We start from the raw sequence: 16,460 nt of genomic DNA on the forward strand, positions 1-16,460 counted from the left end.
ATCCTCGCGGCGACAGTCAGCTCACCCGACAAAACCTACTGCAAGCGCGGCACCTTAAATACAATATTTTCGTCTTCCACCGTCGCCGTAATAACTTGCCCCGGAGTAAACTCGCCTTTTAATATCCGCTGCGCGAGGGGGTTTTCAAAGCGCTGCTGAATAGCCCGCTTCAAGGGCCTCGCGCCGTACACCGGATCAAAACCGACATCGGCAAGTCGGCTCATGGCCTCATCGCTCACCTCTAGACGCAACTCGCGCTCAGCAAGCCGCTTATTCAAAATCTCTAATTGAATACCGGCAATCGCTTGCACCTGGGTTCTGTCCAGGGGCTCAAATACCACTAGCTCGTCGACTCGGTTTATGAACTCCGGACGGAAATGCCCGGAAACCACATTTAAAACGGCCTCTCTCATTTTATCGTAACCACTCGCAGCCAATGTCATTTCCTGAATCACATCTGAGCCAAGGTTTGAGGTCATCACTATCACGGTATTTCGAAAATCCACCGTCCGGCCTTGACCATCGGTTAAGCGGCCGTCATCTAGAACCTGCAATAAAATATTAAACACATCGGGATGGGCCTTTTCGACCTCATCCAATAGCAACAATGAATAGGGGCGCCTGCGCACAGCCTCGGTCAAATAGCCACCCTCCTCATAGCCAACGTAACCTGGAGGCGCACCGATTAAACGAGCGACTGAGTGCTTCTCCATAAATTCAGACATATCGATGCGCACCATCGCGTCTTCACTATCGTAAAGAAACATCGCCAGGGCTTTGCACAGTTCCGTTTTACCGACACCGGTTGGCCCTAAGAACATAAAGGAGCCGTTGGGGCGATTCGGATCACTCAAACCTGCCCGCGACCGCCGCACTGCATTAGAGACCGCATCGACCGCTTCAGTTTGCCCAATCACGCGGCGATGCAATTCGTCTTCCATACGCAATAATTTGTCTCGCTCCCCTTCCAGCATCTTGCTAATGGGAATGCCTGTCCAGCGCGACACCACCTCTGCCACCTCTTCTTCGGTGACCTTGTTTCGCAATAGCTGCATGTCACCGTGATCTTCCTTATCGGCATCAAGTAGCTGTTTTTCTAAACCGGGAATAACGCCGTACTGCAATTCTGACATGCGCGTTAGATCGCCAGCACGGCGAGCGTTATCCATATCCATCTTGGCTTTTTCTAGATCCACTTTAATTTGCGCAGAACCTTGCAAGGCCGCCTTTTCTGCCTTCCAAATTTCTTCTAAATCAGCGAATTCTTTGCCAACCTTTTCGATATCAATATTTAATTTTTCTAATTGCTTACGAGCCGAATCATCGTCTTCTTTTTTGACTGCCTCGCGCTGAATTTTCAATTGAATTAAGCGTCGCTCAAGCCTATCCATCACCTCTGGTTTTGAATCAATTTCCATGCGAATACGGCTCGCCGCTTCATCGATTAAATCGATGGCTTTGTCCGGCAGCTGACGATCGGTGATGTAGCGCTGGGATAATTTCGTCGCGGCAATGATCGCCGAATCGGTAATATCGACACTGTGATGCACTTCATAGCGTTCTTTTAATCCGCGCAAAATAGCGATGGTATCTTCCTCAGAGGGTTCTTCTACCAAGACCTTCTGGAACCGTCGCTCAAGTGCCGAGTCTTTTTCAATAGACTGGCGATATTCATTTAAAGTTGTGGCGCCAACGCAATGTAACTCACCACGTGCGAGCGCGGGCTTGAGCATATTACCGGCGTCCATGGCCCCCTCCGCCTTACCGGCGCCAACCATGGTATGCAACTCATCAATAAATAAAATGACCCGACCTTCTTCTTTGCCGAGTTCATTTAAAACCGCCTTTAAACGCTCTTCAAAATCACCGCGAAACTTGGCGCCTGCCAACAGCGCTGCCAAATCCAACGACAGTACGCGCTTGCCCTTTAAGCCTTCTGGAACTTCACCATTAATAATACGCTGCGCCAAGCCTTCAACAATGGCGGTTTTACCCACCCCCGGCTCCCCAATCAATACTGGGTTATTTTTGGTTCTGCGCTGCAAAACTTGAATGGTGCGGCGAATTTCATCATCGCGCCCGATCACAGGATCGAGTTTGCCCGATGCGGCACGCTCGGTGAGATCAATCGTATACTTATCTAATGCCTGCCGAGACTCTTCTGCCGAGGCGTCGTTCACCGGCTGACCGCCGCGCACTTTATCTATGGCGGCAACTAGCGCAGGTTTAACAACGCCGTTGTCAGTGAGTAATTTTGCCGTCTCGCCGCCGACCTCCAGCATGGCCAACAAAACCAATTCACTTGATATATAACTGTCTTGGCGCTGCTGCGACAGCTTATCGCAAACATTAAATACTCTTGCCAAGGTTTGTGACACGTGGACATCACCGCTGGCGCCCTGCACTGTGGGCAAACGGTCTAACTCAGCGGCGACTTTCTGCTCTAGCGCTGGCAAATTTGCGCCCGACTGCCCAAGTAATGGCCGCGTGCTACCACCCTGCTGTTTTATCAGGGCAGACAATAAATGTACGGCCTCTATATATTGATGATCTTTCCCCAGCGCGAGCGATTGCGCGTCGGCCAGCGCGGTTTGCAATGAATTAGTGAAACGATCAGCACGCATGTCAGGTTCTCCAAAAAATCGATGAAACGACGAAGTGATACTTCGCCCTCCCTGAACTATAAATGGGGCGTTAACAAATGAAATTCAAGGCTAGATAGAATAAGGGGAATTAACTACGGGACTATTTGATATAGATCAAACTAAGCTGACGACCAGTTTGACCATCGCGACGAAAGGAATAAAAACGATTGGCATCTGCAAAGGTACACATATTGCTGCTACCGACCCAGGCTACACCTAATTTTTGGAGTTGAGCGCTAGCAAGCGCATTAAGATCGGCGTAAAAATGTCCCGCTCTTTGCACCGACGGCGTAAATGCTTGGGTAATTTGCTCCGCTGACACTGCGCCAAAATTATCAATAAATGCCTGATACACCTCAGCGCCAACTTCAAAGTGCACGGCAGAAATCGCGGGCCCAATCCACGCCATAAGTTCTTGCGGCGGGCAATCGAAGGACTTCACCGTATTTGCCAACACACCTGCACACAAGCCTCGCCAACCGGCGTGTGCAGCGGCCACCTGACCACCATCTAGGCGACAAAATAAAACCGGCACACAATCTGCCGTCATGATTCCGCATGCGAGTCCGGACTGCGCTGTAATCGAGGCATCAGCAATAATGGGAGCCGGGCTCGCGCCGCTGGCACAATGTACGTCAACGCCGTGCACTTGTTGCAACCAGACAATGGATTGCAGTCCGTCGCAAACGTCGAGCAGTCCGGCACGATTTTGCTGTACGCTAGCGGCATCGTCATCAACATGATCGCCCAAATTGAAGCTCGCGTAGGCCCCACCGCTAGCACCAACAAGACCTGCTGGCGCTAGCCGTGTCGTTGCCAAGGCGACAATATTTGCGGGTGCCGGCCAATCGGGCTTTATGAAGTCGTCTATGATCACTTTTCTACTCGGCTCAAATTGAACGCGCCAGAACCCTAACGCTGAGAGAATCTAGCGGACATCTTCCGTTGCTAATACCGCCAACAGGGCTTTCATATCTTCGGGCAAAGGCACTTCCCACGACATGGTATCGCCACTGATTGGGTGTTCTAACTCCAATTTACGCGCATGCAGCGCCTGCCGGCCAAAACCACGCAGCGTGGTAATCAGCAAATCGGTTGCGCCCTTGGGCAGGCGTGGACGCCCCGCATAAAGCGGATCACCCAATAAAGGGTACTTAATATGAGCCATGTGGACGCGGATTTGATGGGTGCGCCCTGTTTCTAGAAAACAGCGGATATGGGTGTGATTTAAAAAGCGACGCGTCACCCGATAGTGGGTAACGGCTTCCTTTCCACCCACTTGTGACACCGCCATTTTGGTACGCTGACGGGGATGCCGACCCATGGGTTCGTCAACCGTGCCACCACCCGTCATGGTGCCAAACACCACCGCGTCGTATTCGCGGTGTACTTCCCTCGCCTGCAGCTGCGCAACCAAGCTGGTGTGCGCTTCCAGGGTTTTAGCGGCAATCATCAGTCCGGTGGTGTCGCGATCGAGGCGGTGGACAATACCGGCACGGGGGACTTTATCGATTTCCGGGAAATGATTGAGCAGCGCATTGAGCAGGGTGCCGTCAGGATTGCCGGCACCGGGGTGGACAACTAAGCCCGCGGGCTTGTTAATCACCAGAACATGATCATCTTCATACACAATATTAAGGTCGATAGGCTCCGCTACCGAGCGAACCTCAACCTGCAGCTCCGCCTTCAATACCAGCGTATCGCCCTCCAGCACCTTGTCGCGGGTGCGGCGAACATCGCCATCTACGGTTAACTCACCGCTTTTTATCCAGGTTTGCAGCCGCGAGCGCGAATACTCTGGGAACAACTGCGCCGCCACTTGGTCGAAACGCTCACCATTGTGGGCGTCGGGGACGATTTCCTGTCGATCAATTATCTCGGTCATATGTGATTCTTTATACCATCATCCGGCTGTGTTTAAATAGCAGGCCCTCGCCATGGCAAGGGGTCGTCGGGGATCTTCCGCTATTTGGAAAAATTACATGAAAGCTGTCGTAAAAGTCGTTGCACTACTATTTATTACCGTTTTGATCGCAGCCTGCGCTGGCGAACAAGACCGCCCAGATTTGTCCGAACGGGAAATCTATGAAACGGCGCAAGGCTACCTGAAAAGCAAGAACTTTGCATTGGCTGTCGATAATTTACAGCTGCTGGAAAGCCGCTACCCATTTGGGCCCTACGCTGAACAAGCACAACTCGAAATCATCTACGCCCATTACCGCCGTGGCGATAATGAGGCCGCCGTGGCCGCCGCAGACCGCTTTATACGCCTGCACCCACAGCATCAAAAAGTGGACTACGCCTATTATATGCGCGGCTTGGCAAACTACACCGATGGCGAGGGCTTTCTAGAGCGTTTTATCCCCACCGATATGACCCAGCGCGACCCAGGATCAACCATTCAATCCTTTGATGACTTCCGCCAGTTGCTGCAACGCTTCCCAGACAGCGAATACGCAGATGACGCCAAAGCGCGCATGATTCAATTGCGCAACCGCCTTGCCCGTTATGAAATCAACGTGGCCAACTACTACTTCAAACGCAAAGCTTACCTAGCAGCAGCTAACCGCGGTCGCTATGTCATTGAAAACCTACCGCAAACCCCCGCAATACCAGACGCACTCGCGGTAATGGTACAGGCTTACTTGTTACTGGGTATGAACGATTTAGCGGATCAGTCTTTATCTGTGCTGCGCAAGAATTTCCCTGATCACCCTTCACTAGACAAAAAGGGTAACTTTATCAGCCAAGTTGGTATTGAGCAGGAAGGGTCGTTTGTGAACAAGGCCACGCTGGGCTTGTTTGACCGTTACGAGCCACCGAAATTTGATAACAGAGAAGAAGATTGAGACCTTGCTATACGCCGGAGGACTGACGTCTGGCGTCTGACGTAAAACCACAAAGCCCGAGGTGTATTAATAATCTCGGGCTTTTTTATTGACTCAGAAAGAAACCAAGAACAACCCCGCAGCCTGAACTGCGAGCTTTTCATCAGACACCAAACTTCCAGCCTGCTCATTTGCTTTTGACCTTGCATCAGGCTTCAGACCCCCGACGTCCGACTGTCTCCGCAGCAGTATCTCTCGGCTAGATGTCGGAGGACTGGAGTCTGGCATGTAAAACCGCAAAGCCCGAGTTGTATTAATAATCTCGGGCTTTTTTATAGATCAGTAAGGCTCTCGGAATAGCTGCGCCGGTTGAGCTACCGGCCGTTCGTCAGACATCCGACTCCCGACGTCCAGCAGTCTCCTCAATATACTCCTGCAATTTAGCCTCTGCCTCATCGCCAAACAGGATCTCGCAGGCTTCTTTTAAACCTGGGGCCTTGATAATTTCCTCGCGACGCACCACCAGTGAAATCTTGGAGCGGCGACGTAAAAAGTCATCCAATTTGCTAATCATTTCACGCCGAGCGGCATGCTCAATCTCACAGCGCAGATACTCGGCGTTTTCAATCAACAGCTCAGCACAGCTGGGATCTTCGCGAATCATTTCCAACATTTCTATCGCGCTGCGACCATAGCGCCGCCACAGGCGCTGGGTTAGCGGCTCGGACGAGGACGGATCGGTCATCTCATCCAGCCCCATTAACTTAGCCTGATGCATAAATTCTTCTTTAACGCTGTTGCTGGGCTCGCCATACCAGCACTTTTCCGGGTATGGCACCGCAACACCCAGCTTGGCAACAACATCAGACACCTCATCGCCAACATTCAGGCAGTCGGTCAGCTTGCCGCCAAAAATACTCAGGTGTTGGTCTTTGTGGCTTATATCGATGGCGTGCTTGCGCGACAGTTTGACCCAATCCGCAACCCCGTCCTGGCCTTTTAGCGCGAGAGGGCGCACTCCGCAGCGCTCGGCTATCACATCGTCCACCGTTAGCGGTCGCTCTAGATTTAGCAGGGCGTTAACGTTGTCTAACACAAACTGACGATCCGCCGCCGTCATCTCTACTTCGGGGCTGGCCTCTTGGGTATCGGTGGTGCCAATACAGGTTTTTGGTCCCATTGGAATCACAAAAAATAGACGCCCATCACTGGCGAAGAAGGTAAGAATTCGCTGAGTATCAGATACGCGGTCAACAATGAGATGAACGCCTTTAGAAAACAAGTGACGGTGTTCTGTGTGCTGCCCGGTGAGCTGATTATGCGTGTCGACGTAGGGTCCGCAGGCGTTAATTAACACGCGACTGCGCACTGTAAATGTCTCGCCGCTGAGATTGTCTTTCAGACGCGTACGCCACAAGCCCCCTTTACGCTCAGATCCCAAGGATTCCACGTAATTCGCAGCAATACAGCCATAATTTAAGCTGCTGCGTATAAAGTTAAAAACAAAGCGCGCGTCATTGTCGTAAAGGTAACAATCGGAATATTCAAAGCCGCCAGCGGCCTGTGACGTGTTAATAACACCTTCGCGCTTACTCAAGCCAGCAGCACTTAAATACTTTGGCGCACGGGTCACGAAGCGACCAAAAACCCAGTAGACGATAGTGCCGAGATAGACCAAAAATGCGGGAAAGCGAAAACCTTTTTGAATGGTGGTGAGAAAACGGATTTCTTTCACCGTTGACGGATAGCTGCGCATCAAATGATTGCGACTGCGGCAAAGCTTATCAACTAAAAAGTATTCGTGATTTTCTAAATACTTAATGCCACCCCAGGCCAGGTTTGAGGAGTTAGAGCTGGTTAAACCAGCAAAGTCACCTTTATCAACCAGCGCCACTTTTACGCCCTTGGCAGCCAGGGAGGCAGCCGAAACAGCACCGTTAATACCGCCACCTAAAATAAGTACGTCGAAATAGCCATCGCGTAGTTTACTGACGTTACTTGCCCGTAATTCCATTACAATCCTGACGTTAAGCCAAAGGGTTAGAGGATCAGTTCAATCAAATTTGACTGTGACTACTGAGGTGCTTTCTGACTCCAGCAAGATGGTTCAAATCAATACTGCGACTCTAGACCCGCACTTTAATCTGAAAACCAATGTTCTCAAAAGTACTTTAGAGCACTGTGGAGAATAGCGATACGGTGCCAGCCTCTCGCCGGATTAGCCTATATCAGCAGCGCACTATAAAAAACATTGCAAGCTCATTGCGTACAAAGAACTCAGTCGCCGATCACCCACTTTTGAGTAATCGGATAGCGACGATCTCGACCAAAGCCACGCTCGGTAATCCGCGTGCCGATAGGTGCCTGGCGTCGTTTGTACTCGTTCAGGTCCACGAGGCGCAATATGCGATAAACCATTTCCCGATCATAGCCCTCGGCAATGATCGCTTCGGCACTTTCATCTTGCTCGATATAGCGCTCAAGAACCTGATCTAGAATATCGTAAGGCGGCAAGCTATCTTGGTCTTTCTGGTCCGGTGCCAACTCCGCCGAGGGCGGCCGATCAATAACCCGCTGAGGAATAACCGGTGACACAGTATTGCGGTACCTTGCCAACTCGAACACTCGGGTTTTGACCACATCTTTTAATACATCAAAGCCACCGGCCATGTCGCCATACAGAGTAGAGTAGCCAACTGCCACTTCGCTCTTATTACCGGTTGTGAGAACCAAATACCCTTTCTTGTTGGAAATCGCCATTAGCAACACGCCACGACAACGTGCCTGCAGATTCTCTTCCGTTTTGTCGGCGGCCATGCCAGCAAACTCATCACTTAAGGCCGCCATAAAGCTATCGTACATTGCTTCAATCGACATCACTTTATAGCTCACACCCTGCACATTGGCTTGGGATTGTGCGTCTTCCATACTCATAGATGCGGTGTAGCGGAAGGGCATCATCACCGCCTCAACTCGATCAGCACCCAGTGCATCAACCGCTATCGCCAAGGTCAAGGCCGAGTCGATACCGCCAGAAAGGCCCAGTACAACGCCGTTAAAGCCGTTTTTGTTAACGTAGTCACGAACACCCAAAACTAGCGTCTCATAGATATCTTCTAGGACTGGGCGCAAGTCGCTGACTTCACCATCGTCGAAGCGCAAACGCCGGCCATCCCAGCGAGCATTCACACAGTTGAGATATTCCACATAGGCGGGACTCCGCGCAATTAACTCGCCCTCAGCAGACACCACCATTGAGGCACCATCGAAAACTAACTCATCCTGCCCGCCCACAAGGTTGCAATACACCACCGGCATACCACCCTGCCAAGCGCGTTGCGCCAGCAGCGCCTCACGCTCTATTTGTTTGCCCGCATGGAATGGTGAGGCGCTCAGATTTAGCATTAACTGCGCGCCCTCAGCCTTCGCGCCAGCCGTTGGCGCATCTTCCCAAACATCTTCACAGATACTAATCGCCGTGGGCACACCAAAAATATCCATCACCAGCGTATCGCGCCCTTCTTTGAAATAGCGTTTCTCGTCAAATACGCGGTAATTGGGCAGACATTGTTTGTGATATTCATTGACCAACTTACCGCCAAAAAACACGCCGGCTGCATTGAACAAATCGCCATCGATAGATCGCGGATACCCTACAACCACGTAGCATTTGGGCGCATGACTTGCAATACGCTGCAAAGCCCGCTCTATCCGGTGGGTAAGACTGGAGCGCAGCAAAAGATCTTCCGGCGGATAACCCGTCACCACTAGCTCAGGAAATAAAATCAACTGGGGATCATGGCGCGACACCGCTGTTTCGATTGTGGCAATAATCTTATTGGTATTGCCCTCGATATCTCCGACGACGGGATTTATCTGAGCCATTACGATACGCAGGGAGGTCATTAATGCAATTCCATCTATAAAAACGAGGCCTCGCCCAGTCGTCCCGAGCAAAGCACATGAATACAGCTGCATATTCTAGCAAATAAGCGGGAGTGCATCCCCCACTATGGACGTATAAACTACGCTTTGACTAACATCAGGGCATATTATGTCGTTTGCGCAAGAATTCTCCCAGCAACGGGCCATCATGCGAGTGTACAGCGCCTACCGCTTTGTACTCGCCGCAATGATTCTTATCGCCCTGATTTTCGGGCCCGCAAACTCCACCCTTGGCATCACTGCACCAAAATGGTTTGCCATCGCCGTTATTGGCTACGTTCTTTTTGCCCTGCTTGCCTTATTTATTCATACCTTATTTAGCCAGCGCTATTCCCAGACTCAACTATTTTTCGAGTTCTTTGTTGATATCGGCGTCATTATGGTAATGAGCTATTGCTCTGGTAGCGCAGACTCTGGTCTACCACTGCTACTCATCGTCACCATCAGTGCGGCTAGCATTATCATGCCTAGCCAGCTCAGCTTGGCCATCGCCGCCCTTGCCACCATATCCACCATCAGCGAAGTTGCGGCGCACACTTTAAGCGAGCGGGTATCAGCCCAACGCTTTATCGTCGCTGGAATGACGGGCACGGCCTACTTCTCCGCCGCTATCGCAATTCGCTATCTAAGCGCTCGTATCGTAAAAGCCCAGCAGTTGGCCGAACTACGCCGCGCCGATATCGAACAACTATCGCGAATCAACCAGCGTATTGTTCAAAGAATGCAAACAGGGATTGTGGTCATGTCCCGAAGTGGACAAATCAAACTCATCAACGCCGCCGCTACTGAGTTACTCGATATCCCAACACCAGTAGTAAACAATAATCACTATGTACCGGCCATTCTTATCGACATGGCCGGAAGCGCAGAGAACTGCGCAAAGGTCATTTCTATTGGGTCTCGACATCTAGATGTGCACGTCAACATGAGCGTGCTTGAACAAAGCAAAGACAGCGATCGCCTACTTTATATCGAAAATATCAGCAAAATTACCCAGCGAGCACAGAATTTAAAGTTAGCATCACTGGGTAGATTTACTGCCAGCATTGCCCACGAAATCCGCAATCCACTCAGTGCTATTAGCCACGCAGCCCAGCTACTGGCAGAGAGCCCCGATCTACAAGCAGCGGACCAACGCTTCGCCGCTATTATTCAAAATCACGCTATGCGCATGAACGATATCATTAAAAATATATTGGAAATGTCGCGCGGCCGCAGCCCTGAGCCAATGCGTTTTAGCTTGAGCACTTGGCTAGAGAAGTTCCTAGATGACTGGCAACCTGTGAGCCACACGCCACTGGATATAGAGTTTGATAAGGCGTTGGAAAATGATGATGTGAACGTCGATCGCAGCCAGCTGATGCAAATTATTTCTAATATCGCAGAAAACGGCGCTCGCCACGGTGCGCAAACCAATGACAAAGCCGTGCTTACTTTTCGCTGCCTGAAAAATCCGAGTTCCGGTGCGGTAAGTCTTGATATCATAGACAACGGTCCCGGCATAAACTCGGAAGACGAAGACAAAATATTTGAGCCCTTTTTCACAACCCAAGAGCAAGGAAACGGCCTAGGCCTCTATCTTTGTCGAGAATTGTGTTTAGCAAATCAAATACATATTTACTATCGTCGAACCGAGTTAGGGGAAAGTTGCTTTCGGCTGCAATTCTCACACCCCGATCGCGGTACGCTTGCCGAATAAAAACGAATATTAAAAGAGCCCATAACAATGCAACAGACTGTGCTAATTATCGATGACGAACCCGATATTCGCGAACTGCTAGACATTACCATTAGTAGGATGGGCTTAAGCACTATCGCCGTCGGCACAGTCAAGGATGCGCTGCAGGCACTGCAATCTAACCCCGCAATCAATCTTTGTTTAACCGACATTAAGTTACCAGACGGCTCAGGTCTGGAAATCGTCCGCCATATCCAATCGTCAGCCCCCTGCACCGCAGTCGCCGTATTGACAGCCTACGGCAGTACCGAAATTGCGGTCGATGCATTAAAAGCCGGCGCCTTCGACTTTATTAACAAACCAGTTTCCGTCGAACAACTTCGCAATTTAGTGAAAACCGCGCTAAAACTCGGACGCAGAGACACCCAATTTGATGGCAGTAGCAATACTCGCCTACTCGGTGAAACCAACAGTATCGTCACCCTTCGAGAACAAATTATCAAACTTGCACGCAGCCAAGCACCGGTCTACATCAGCGGAGAATCCGGCAGCGGCAAGGAAGTTGTCGCGCGACTTGTGCATGCAAATGGCCCACGCAGCGACGCCCCCTTCGTGCCGGTCAACTGCGGCGCCATTCCCAGCGAATTAGTAGAAAGTGAATTTTTCGGTCACGCTAAAGGCAGTTTTACTGGTGCCTACGATCACAAGGAAGGCCTGTTTGAGGCTGCCAATGGCGGCACGCTGTTTTTAGATGAAGTCGCCGACCTGCCACTAAACATGCAGGTCAAACTACTGCGGGCCATCCAGGAAAAAGCTGTTCGCCGAATTGGCTCCAATCAAGAAATACCCGTCGATGTTCGCATATTAAGCGCCACTCACCGAGACCTAGCCAAAGAGGTCAGCCAAGGGCATTTCCGCAACGACCTGTTCTACCGCATCAACGTCATTGAAGTTAAAGTCCCCAGTCTGCGTGAGCGCGCCAGCGACATACCGTTATTAGCTGAGTTCATGCTAGGCCAAATTGCGCGGGACTGGGAAATTTCTAAACCGATACTCGACGACAAAGCACTCGCCTCCTTGCAAGCCTATTCCTTTCCCGGCAATGTCAGAGAACTAGAAAATATTATTGAACGCGCAGCCACTCTCTGCGAAAAAAATATAATAAAAGTACAAGACCTCCAACTTCCGGAAAAACATGTGGGCCACGCAGGTCACACTGAAAATAGCTCCGCTGCCCATTTACACTCGGCAAGCGGTGATTTAGAAGGCTACTTAGCGGGCATAGAGCAACAAATCATCAACGAAGCCCTGGAACTTAATCGCTGGAATAAAACTGAATCTGCGAAGATGCTCGGAGTGACCTTTAGGCAGTTTCGCTACAAGTTAAAAAAATATCAACTGGATTAAACAAGGGCGCCAATGGCGCCCTGTCTATTCCGCACTACAGCTTATTTGTAATACCAAAACATACGCTTGCGACCACTGGTAATAGGCTTACCTTCACTTGGTTTAAAGATCGAATCCCCGTCCCCACCCAGTAAGAAGTAACGCACGTCGCCATTTAATAATACCAATCCTGATATCGCTGTTGGCGGTAAACCTCCACCAGCAAATTCCGATTTCACCACTTCACCAGACAAGATATCAACTTTGTACGCAAACGCGCGGCCAAGCCCATTGCTACACGTACCAGGAGTAGGTGAGTCCGGCTTATTAGTTGCAAAGTACACCGTCCCTGTTTCGGTCAACGGCGCGTTAACGCCTTTTTCCGACGCTGAATAATTCAAATAGTAGCCAAGGTAGGGCGAGGTACTGCCATCGAAGACATAGGTTTTATCATTGCTAGAATCACAACTAACGCTATTCCCCGTTAAATCACTACTATTAAAACAGGTTAGGGTCGTTTGATTTAACAGATCAGAATCAACAATGGCTGTAAATCCAGCGGCCGATGCCCCCTCGTTTGGATCAATGAGCATATAAAACCGATTCTGCACATTATGCGCAGTACCAGCGGTCGCGGAACCATTAAAAAGAGGATGCTCACGATCGCCAGTTGACGCTACCACAAGATCGAACCCCTCCGTCGGCACAACATCGGGCGGATAGAGCATTTTTCTCGCGTTATTACCGCTGCCACCCAAGGTCGCAAACTTGGTAAGAATGATCTCCGATGCCGGCGTTGTGGTAACTGGATTCACATAGATATTAGTGGAATCCGATGGGTCAAGGTCGACACGCCAAATATTAGAGGCAACATCAGCCGCATATAGGCGATCTGTGAAGCCATCGCCATCTCTATCCAGCAAGGTTATATCCGCTGGAAATGCACTAGTCAGCGCGCTATTAGTGACACAAACACCCACAACGCCCTCTGTCCCAGAGGTACTGAAACTCGCAGCGGGGACCGCCGCACAATTATTCAGCGCGGCCCAAATTATTTTCCCAGTAATGCCATCTAAAATAACAATACCGCGCCCCATCGTATCTGCCGCGACAACCGGGTCAGCATCTTGCCCAGGGGAATTGCCTGCACCGAAAATCAATACCGGTCTCGAGCGCCCACCAATTTTTGTCACCTTAGGTTGCGACCAGGTATAGCCTAACTCGGGGAGCTGAGTGGTCGTTAAACGCCACATTACTGTCGGCGCCATAGGATCGGTCACATTCATAGCATAGAGTAAGCGACCACCGCGACGAGCAGACATGTAAAGATATTTATGACCTGCCGTGGCGCCAGTAGTACGGGTATCTTGGAAAAATGTTGTTGTTCCATCAAAGAAATAATCGCGAAGTTGGGCATTAGACGATGCGGGGGTATTAGGGAATCGAATAGCCGGATTGTCATTAAATTGGCGCGGTAGCTGACTGACAAACTCAGGGGCAATAAAACTCCACAATTCACCGCCTGGTCTAACTGTCACGGTGTTTCCACTGTTGCTAATATTCGCGCTGCGATTGCCATTGACTGCCCGGTACAGGCCATCATTCGCACCGTAGTAAACAACGACGCCTATGCTACCACCGTAATTAACCACCGCTGGGCGCGAGTGCAATACATCACCATGTATTGAGCCGCGCACATTTAACGAACAACTACCATCGGAACACGGCCCCGGCATTTGCTCGTTTGCTGCATTGTCTTCACCCCGCACCCAGCTGATGATACTAGAAGGGTTTAGCGAGTTGGTCGACCCGGTACACTTCACTGCGGCAGAGGAACTCGCATAAACATATTTACCCGCCCCCAAGCTAACAGTGTAATTATTGGCATCAACATTGATAAAGCTACTAGTCGCAACAGAGGCGCCAGTAATCAACGAAGAGTTTAATAACGTTGCCGCGGAATTAGTTCCGGTGACGGAACAAGACTGTAATGCCTGAGCCGACGTCAAACCGTGGTTAAGTCTATTTACATTAATCTTACTAGACAACCGCGTAACGTTCGCATTAGCAAACGTCGCCGTGCCGGAAGCTACTCCACTGTTTCTACCCATTTTGATTACAAATTGCGTTGCAGATGCAGAGTCAATTTGACATGGCACCGCGCTAGTACATTTCGCGCTTCCCGCAATACCACTGCCCAGAACAACGCGATCAGTTCCTGTAGCAAAGTTAAACGTTGGCGAACCTACAGCATACGTATACGTGCAACTGAAATTATTCCCACCACCAGTGCAATTTGAGATACCTGATATCTGCGCCTGCTTACCAGCGGTAATCGTCGAATCTACCGTGCTTACCGCTGAAGAAATAATGGCATTTAGACCGCTAACTAAATCCGAATTGCTAGACTTAAATTCGTTTAGCGCAGCGTTATTCACACAACCTGCAATTGGGCAGGTATAAACACGTCGCGCATCCTGATTAACGAGGTTGTCAACCCGCAGCATTTGCGCAACACCGCCTTTTTGCACTAAGTCACCATCCGGCGCATCAAAAGTAAAGCCATCGCCTTCCGGGCTATTTTTCCAGAACCCATCAAGTGGCCATTGCGCTTGATTGCTAGGCGTATTCGTTGTCCAAAAGCTTTGCGCTCCGTCCACCAAACCACCGGTAACCGGGTTCACTATTGACTGGGAATTGACGGTAGGGTTAGTTGCATCGGTCAGTACGATACCGCCGCTGATATCAACGCCAAATTGGAATTGCTTTACGTTACCCAGCCAGCGGGGACCGCCAGATGGATTTGGCCGGAACATGGCAATATAAATTTGGTTTTCGAATGTACCTTGGGTGTTTGCACTCACCGGGAGCGTTGCGGAAGAGAAAACACTGTTTACATCCAATACTTCATTAAAAATTTCACGAAATATTGCAGCTAAATCTGCATGGCTTGTCGACGTAACTTGATAAGGTTTACCACCACCCACCGTGGCGATCTCACGCAGGAAAACTAATTCCTCTGCAACCTGAGATTCAACAGCGGGGTCGTATACTGCTATTGAATAGGTCGTAACATTGCGATCAGATTGGGCACTGTCATCCACATCCACGTTGTGCATGAAGTAAGCCCACTCATCCCCCCAATAATCATTGGCGGGGTTTTTATTGAAGCCTGTTATATTACGAATGGTCGAGTAATTGGTATATTTTGCAGACCCACTGGCATAACCAAACGCCGAACTAAGCTGATTAAATAGAACACCACTTGGGTTATTGTTGCCGTCTTTCACACTGGCATTCGCTGCAGTTGCATTGCCAATATAGACTAAAACGGAGTCTTTACATAAACCACCAGCTGTTGCCAGTGAACTGTAATTTACCCCCGAACAAGACGCCGATGCGCCGAGACCGTTTAACGCCGCCCAACTTTCGGAGATCATATCTCCCATCTCAGAGGCATTTGCAGTGACGCCACTATCAATTGCTTTTAACTTTGCAACAAAAGCATCAATACCTGCAGACGTTAACAAAGTTGGAGGAATAATCAAATACCCACAACCGTTGTTGCCATTTCCCAAATTTGTACCATTTGGAAATCTAGTGTCGAGGTTGTTTTTATTAAACACCATCAAACCCACTTTAAGCGCACCTAATGTATCGATATCAGCTTTAAGCGAGAGCACTGCATTCACCATCGCGCACTGCTCCATACCGCCAACGGTAGTTGCGCCAAGCGCTGGAATACCCGCGTTGTCACTATACACACAACCGTGGACGGCATTGGCATTGACATTACCACTGGTATGCCAGGCTAGAAGAACCGTCTGCGCCTCTGACGATGGCGTATTCCCCACAAACAAATCGATGTCTTCGGCGATCGCTATACCGCCAGATACAAACAAAAATGTGACGGCCGAGATTAAAGTTCTCATCGTGTGATTGAATGCGTTCATTACTGCCTCACCATTTTTAATTTCT

The 16,460-nt window shown here is 50.0% G+C and carries 9 protein-coding genes; 3 read left to right on the plus strand and 6 right to left on the minus strand.

Features of this window, described 5'->3' with window-relative positions:
- Window positions 1-35 precede the first annotated feature (35 nt).
- The 3 genes from clpB to rluD all read right to left on the minus strand — a co-directional run bounded on the left by clpB (window position 36) and on the right by rluD (window position 4,530).
- Window positions 36-2,624, minus strand: a complete 2,589-nt coding sequence (clpB, locus tag KXJ70_RS14620; protein WP_219044274.1) for an ATP-dependent chaperone ClpB — start codon at window positions 2,622-2,624, stop codon at window positions 36-38.
- A 121-nt stretch (window positions 2,625-2,745) separates the two neighbouring features.
- Window positions 2,746-3,522 (minus strand): peptidoglycan editing factor PgeF, encoded by a 777-nt coding sequence (gene pgeF, locus KXJ70_RS14625; RefSeq protein WP_219044275.1) that lies wholly within the window; start codon window positions 3,520-3,522, stop codon window positions 2,746-2,748.
- A gap of 51 nt (window positions 3,523-3,573) precedes the next feature.
- The gene (gene rluD, locus KXJ70_RS14630) at window positions 3,574-4,530 is read right to left on the minus strand and encodes a 23S rRNA pseudouridine(1911/1915/1917) synthase RluD (RefSeq protein WP_219044276.1); all 957 of its coding nucleotides are present in this window, start codon (window positions 4,528-4,530) and stop codon (window positions 3,574-3,576) included.
- A gap of 97 nt (window positions 4,531-4,627) precedes the next feature.
- Between rluD and KXJ70_RS14635 the strand changes: the two genes are divergently transcribed.
- Complete coding sequence (locus tag KXJ70_RS14635) at window positions 4,628-5,494, plus strand: outer membrane protein assembly factor BamD (RefSeq protein WP_219044277.1); 867 nt, start codon at window positions 4,628-4,630, stop codon at window positions 5,492-5,494.
- 367 nt (window positions 5,495-5,861) lie between these two features.
- Here the strand turns inward: KXJ70_RS14635 and KXJ70_RS14640 are convergent, their stop codons facing one another.
- Complete coding sequence (locus KXJ70_RS14640; protein ID WP_219044278.1) at window positions 5,862-7,487, minus strand: glycerol-3-phosphate dehydrogenase/oxidase; 1,626 nt, start codon at window positions 7,485-7,487, stop codon at window positions 5,862-5,864.
- 263 nt (window positions 7,488-7,750) lie between these two features.
- On the minus strand, window positions 7,751-9,379 hold the full coding sequence (locus tag KXJ70_RS14645; protein ID WP_219044279.1) for an NAD+ synthase: 1,629 nt from the start codon (window positions 9,377-9,379) through the stop codon (window positions 7,751-7,753).
- A gap of 148 nt (window positions 9,380-9,527) precedes the next feature.
- Between KXJ70_RS14645 and KXJ70_RS14650 the strand changes: the two genes are divergently transcribed.
- Both KXJ70_RS14650 and KXJ70_RS14655 read left to right on the plus strand, forming a co-directional pair.
- Complete coding sequence (locus KXJ70_RS14650) at window positions 9,528-11,117, plus strand: ATP-binding protein (RefSeq protein WP_219044280.1); 1,590 nt, start codon at window positions 9,528-9,530, stop codon at window positions 11,115-11,117.
- A gap of 27 nt (window positions 11,118-11,144) precedes the next feature.
- Window positions 11,145-12,503: a sigma-54-dependent transcriptional regulator gene (locus KXJ70_RS14655; protein WP_219044281.1), complete on the plus strand. Its 1,359-nt coding sequence runs from the start codon at window positions 11,145-11,147 to the stop codon at window positions 12,501-12,503.
- A gap of 41 nt (window positions 12,504-12,544) precedes the next feature.
- Here the strand turns inward: KXJ70_RS14655 and KXJ70_RS14660 are convergent, their stop codons facing one another.
- On the minus strand, window positions 12,545-16,435 hold the full coding sequence (locus KXJ70_RS14660) for a pilus assembly protein (RefSeq protein WP_219044282.1): 3,891 nt from the start codon (window positions 16,433-16,435) through the stop codon (window positions 12,545-12,547).
- Between the last annotated feature and the right edge of the window lie 25 nt (window positions 16,436-16,460).

This window comes from Zhongshania aquimaris, from assembly GCF_019312595.1.
Classification (GTDB): domain Bacteria; phylum Pseudomonadota; class Gammaproteobacteria; order Pseudomonadales; family Spongiibacteraceae; genus Spongiibacter; species Spongiibacter aquimaris.

Bases quoted from the DNA above. Each gene is read 5' to 3' on its own strand.
- clpB (WP_219044274.1), bottom strand. From the start codon at position 2,624: ATGCGTGCTGATCGTTTCACTAATTCATTGCAAACCGCGCTGGCCGAC.
- rluD (WP_219044276.1), bottom strand. From the start codon at position 4,530: ATGACCGAGATAATTGATCGACAGGAAATCGTCCCCGACGCCCACAAT.
- KXJ70_RS14635 (WP_219044277.1), top strand. From the start codon at position 4,628: ATGAAAGCTGTCGTAAAAGTCGTTGCACTACTATTTATTACCGTTTTG.
- KXJ70_RS14640 (WP_219044278.1), bottom strand. From the start codon at position 7,487: ATGGAATTACGGGCAAGTAACGTCAGTAAACTACGCGATGGCTATTTC.
- KXJ70_RS14645 (WP_219044279.1), bottom strand. From the start codon at position 9,379: ATGACCTCCCTGCGTATCGTAATGGCTCAGATAAATCCCGTCGTCGGA.
- KXJ70_RS14650 (WP_219044280.1), top strand. From the start codon at position 9,528: ATGTCGTTTGCGCAAGAATTCTCCCAGCAACGGGCCATCATGCGAGTG.
- KXJ70_RS14655 (WP_219044281.1), top strand. From the start codon at position 11,145: ATGCAACAGACTGTGCTAATTATCGATGACGAACCCGATATTCGCGAA.
- KXJ70_RS14660 (WP_219044282.1), bottom strand. From the start codon at position 16,435: ATGAACGCATTCAATCACACGATGAGAACTTTAATCTCGGCCGTCACA.